This is a genomic window from Frankia sp. CcWB3 (assembly GCF_977927595.1).
The window spans coordinates 1-4,776 of record NZ_CDWRCK010000290.1 but is presented as its reverse complement, the minus strand read 5'-3'; the positions used below and the strand labels follow the sequence as shown (position 1 = coordinate 4,776).

3 protein-coding genes and 1 pseudogene are annotated in these 4,776 nt (G+C 69.6%); all 4 read left to right on the top strand.

What is annotated here, in order from left to right; all coding sequences use genetic code 11:
- Window positions 1–86: 86 nt before the first annotated feature.
- Window positions 87–1,127, top strand: coding sequence for an Acg family FMN-binding oxidoreductase (locus ACY5KJ_RS17670; RefSeq protein ID WP_462203886.1), 1,041 nt, complete (start codon window positions 87–89; stop codon window positions 1,125–1,127).
- Between the two features lie 603 nt (window positions 1,128–1,730).
- Window positions 1,731–2,891 (top strand): serine/threonine-protein kinase, encoded by a 1,161-nt coding sequence (locus ACY5KJ_RS17665; RefSeq protein WP_462203885.1) that lies wholly within the window; start codon window positions 1,731–1,733, stop codon window positions 2,889–2,891.
- Window positions 2,892–3,187: 296 nt separating this feature from the next.
- Window positions 3,188–3,940, top strand: a complete 753-nt coding sequence (locus tag ACY5KJ_RS17660; protein ID WP_462203884.1) for a TolB family protein — start codon at window positions 3,188–3,190, stop codon at window positions 3,938–3,940.
- 94 nt (window positions 3,941–4,034) lie between these two features.
- Window positions 4,035–4,776: pseudogene (locus tag ACY5KJ_RS17655) on the top strand (hypothetical protein); the annotation flags it as partial.

Below are 4,776 nucleotides of genomic sequence, written 5' to 3'. Positions count from 1 at the left end.
CGCCCCGACTGTTCCCCTCGGCACATGCCCTCTACCCGGTCGGGAGGGCAGGCTGGGGGTAGACACTTGAGAGAAGGGAGGCTGAGATGTCCACCAAAGCAGCACGGTCCGTACTGGTTCCCCTGACTCCCGACCTGGCTCGGGAGGTGGTCGCCGCATCCGCCGCGGCGCCGTCCATCCATAACACGCAGCCGTGGCGCTGGCGCCTCGAGGCAGGCCGGCTCACCCTTCTCGCCGACAGCACCCGCCAGCTCAAGGTCGCCGATCCCGAGGGCCGGCAGATGCTGTTGAGCTGCGGAGCGGCGCTGTTCAACGCCCGGCTGGCGCTGCGGACCCGCGGCGAGGTCCCCGTGGTGGAGCCGCTACCCGACGGCGTCGACGACTTCCGCCCCGCCCCGCTCGCCACCATCTCGGTGATCGGCCATCAGCCTGCCGAGGACGACGAGCGGGCATTGGCCGATGCCATCCCGCGGCGGCACACCGATCGCCGGCCGTTCGACGACCAGCCGTTGCCGGCCGAGGTAATCAGCCGCCTGCGTGCCGCGGCCGAGGCGGAGGGCTGCTGGCTCACCGCGCCGATCGACCCGGAGCTGCGCGTCCAGGTCAGCGTCCTGCTGTCCCGGGCGGACTGGATCGAGGCGCACAACGTGGCCTACCGGGAGGAACTGGCCTCGTGGAGTCGAACGGGGTCCACGTCGGCCGATGGCATCCCGCGCAGCGCAGTCGTCCACACCGACGCCCCGCGCCAGTCCGAGTTCCCGATGCGGGACCTCGACGTGGTCGGCGAGGCGGGGACCGTGCTGGACGAGACGGGTGTGGAACGGCCCGGCATCCTGATCATCGGCACCGATGCGGACACGACCGCCGACCGGCTGCGCGCTGGGCAGGCGATGCAGCGTGTGCTGCTCACCGCCACCTTGCTCGGTCTCGCCTCGTCGCCGATGTCGCAGGCGATCGACGTCGAGGGCATGCGGGAGCAGTTCCGCGGCACCACCAGCGGTCTCGGGCACGTCCAGATGATCCTGCGGGCCGGCTATCCCGAGCCGGGTGCACAACCGCTCGGCCCCACTCCCCGCCGGGACGTCGACGAGGTCCTGGAGGTCGTCGGGTCGGATGATCGGGCGTAGCACCGTTCGGCCGTTCGCGTTCGGCCGTGCAGCGTTCCTTCCTGACACATTCGGCGAAAGCCGCACAGATACGGGGTTGTGTGGGCCGCCAGCCGCTTTGATCGGGGACCAGACCGGGTCGCCGGTGGACCGACCGGCAATCGGAGGTGTCGCGAGGTCCGCGACGGCTCGGTCGTGACTCGGGGGGTTCCCGGGGACGCGGCGCGGCGTTCCCGGGAGACTCCCCCGCCCGGGCCTTGGTCGGCCCCGGTCGACCCCGGCCGTACCCGGTCAGAGACCCCGACCGCCCCTGGTCGCCCCCCGGCCGACCAGGAGGCAGGACGTGACCGGATGACAGAAGCCACGCGGGCGCCGAATGCCTGTCGCTGCATTGACATCGAGGTGGCGGGGGCTGTCGGGGCCCCGACAGCCCGGTGCCCGGTCACTCTCGCCTAAGATTTTGCCAGCGGTTGACCGTAATGGTTGATCGGGACATTCCGTGATGGATCAAGAGTCGGTGCGCGTCCACCGGCGGGCCCGCGACCTGCGCGGCGTTCCCGCGCGAGGCCGCGGTCGGCACGCGGCGGGTGGGGGTACAGGTCGATGATGTCATCGGATGCGGGTGTGGCGGCACGATCCGCCCCCCTTGGCCCGGACGACCCCCACGAGCTCGGCTCGTACACGCTGCTGGGCAAACTCGGCCAGGGTGGAATGGGCATGGTCTATCTGGGCCGCTCCGGGAAGGGCCGGCTCGTCGCCATCAAGGTGATCCGGAATGAGGCTGTCGGGAACCCCGAGTTCCGAGCCCGGTTCCGGCTGGAGGCCGAGACCGCCCGGCGAGTCGCCCGGGTCTGCACCGCTGAGGTGCTCGACGCCGATCCGGACGCCGAGTGGCCCTACCTGGTCACCGAGTTCATCGAGGGCGAGACCCTCGCCCGGTACGTCCAGCGCAACGGCCCGCTCGCCGATGCCAACCTCGAACAACTCGCGGTCGGCGTGGCCGCGGCGCTCACCGCCATCCACAGCGCCGGGATCGTGCACCGCGACCTCAAGCCCGCGAACGTCATCCTCTCACCGTTCGGCCCCCGGGTGATCGACTTCGGTATCGCCCGGGCGGTGGACGCCGGCAGTAACCTCACCGACGATCTCCAGCAGCTCGGGACGCCGGCGTTCATGTCCCCGGAGCAGATCGAGAGCCGGCCGATCACCTCGGCGGTCGACATCTGGGCGTGGGGTGGCCTCGTCGCCTTCGCCGCCACCGGGCACTACCCCTTCGGTGAGGCCTCGGCGCAGGTGCTGCTCTACCGCGCCCTACACGAGGAACCGCGGCTCGACGACGTCGACCCGGCGCTGCGCCCGATCGTCTGGCACGCGATGCGCAAGGACCCGAGCACCCGCCCGAGCGCCCAGCAGCTCATGCTGCGCCTGCTCGGCGACCCGTCGGGCACCGGCCCGGACGCTGCCGCCGCCGTCAACCCGCAGGACGTCACGAACATCCTGCAGGGCTGGAAGCTGCCAGTGCCCGGCCCGGGCGCACCGGTCACGGGCGCACCGGTCACGGGCGCACCGGGCCCCACGGGGCCGGCTTCCCCGCAACGGCAGCGGCCCCCGTCAGCAGCGGTTACACCGTCGACCAGGACGCCCCGACCCGGCTACCCGCCGGTGCCGGCGGTCACGGGAGTCCCGGCGGTCCCGGGGGCGGTGGAGCCGATGCTCCCGGCCGGCAGGGCGGCGCGGGCGGGAACAGGAACCGCACCCCGCTGCTCGTCGGTGGAGGTGTCGTAGTCGTCGGCGCGATCCTCGCGGGAGTACTCGCCCTCAGCTCGGGTGATGACGGCGGCTCCGGGACCGACGCGGCCAATCCGGCCACCATCTCCGGGGCTCCGGCCACGTCGCCCCAACCAGCCCCATCGGCCCAATCAGCGGCCTTCACGCTGCCCAGGGCGGCCCAGCCGCTTGGCAAGGACACCCTCGTCTACGCGTCCAACCGCAACGGCAACTACGATCTGTTCACCGGGCAGGTCACGGACAACGGGCTGCTCGCGAACGACAAGCCGATCGTCACCGGTCCGGACCAGGAGATGCTGCCCGCGATCAGCGACGATCGCAAGACGATCGTCTACTTCAAGAAGGGCAGCCCGAATACGCTGCAGGCGATTGCCGCCGACGGCTCCGGGAAACCGGTACAGCTGTTCACCTCGGGCCCGGCCGCCGGGCTGGCGATCGCAGACGACGCCCGGCCCTCGCTCTCCCCCGACGGCGGCTTCCTGGTCGTCCGTTCCACCAGGGATCAGAGCGGAACGCCGAACCCCGGCCTGTATGTGGTGAAACTGGACGGCTCGAGCGTGCGGCGGCTCAACGCGAAGCCGCAGGCGACCGACCCCGCCTGGTCGCCGGACGGCGAGCGGATCGCCTACTGGTCGAACAACACCGGTGGCGACCGCGGCTTCATCGTGGTGATCCCGGCCCAACCGGATGCCCAGGCGACCCCGATCACGCAGGACCAGGGTAACGGGGACTCGGACCCGGTCTGGTCCCCGGACAGCAGGAAGATCGCTTTCACCCGGGCGAAGAACGGCGATCTGGAGATCTTCGAGATGAACTCGGACGGCACCGACGCCCGGCAGCTCACCCGGGTGCACGGGGAGGACCAGGACCCGGCCTACGCGCCGGACGGTCGCATCGCCTTCAGCGGGCAGCGCAATCCCACGGACCCTGGTGACCGGCAACTCTACGTTCTGAATCCGAACGATCCGAACAATCCGAACGATAGTGACCGCAAGCTCACCACTACCGGCGGGTTCAACGGCCACGCCCGTTGGAACGCCGGCTGAGCTCCTTGCCTATCCAGAGGGATAAATCGGACGCAAAGGAGTCGAAATGAAATAACTTGCGCGTTTCGAACCCTCCACAGGCCTGTGACCTGCGATGATGCTCTCGATCACGTATTTGTTACTTCATTACGTCCCCAAAAGCCTCTGGATAGGCAAGGAAGCCGGCGAGAGGGGCCGGTTATGCACAGATCGCGAACGAGCCCGGCAGGATGCTCGAACCGTGATCGACACTGGGGACGTGACCCAGTCCTATGAGAAGGTCGTCGCACTCGCCCGCAAGCAGGACGACATGATCACCCGTCGGCATGCCCGGCAGCTCGGGATGTCGGACCAAGCGATCAGCGTTCGTAGACGCAGGCACGGCTGGACCTCCCCGGTGCGGGGCACGTTGCTCGTGCCGCCCATTCGGGACGAAATCCGGGCCCGTGCCCGAGCGGCGCTGTCGATCGTCGGAGGGACGATCTGCGGACGTACCGCGGCCCGACTGCACGGCCTTCCCGCCCTCTCCCGCTGGCGGCCCGACGAACCCGTCGATGTCGCGCTGCCCGGTGAGGGGGGACTTCGTCAGCGTCGCGGTTGTCACCGGCATTGGATGACGGTTCGCGGTGGCGAGACCATCGACCTCGACGGCATCCGTACCACCACGGTTGCCCGGACGTTGGAAGATCTGGCCCTACTGTGCGACCGCGAGCTGTTCATTTGTGTCCTCGACGCTTTTGTTCACCAACGCCGTCTATCCCGGAACGAGCTGTTCGATCTTCGCACACGCGTGCAGGAACGCCGCAATGGTGATCGTGCGGACGGATGGTGGTCAAAGATCGACGGGCGGGCAGAGT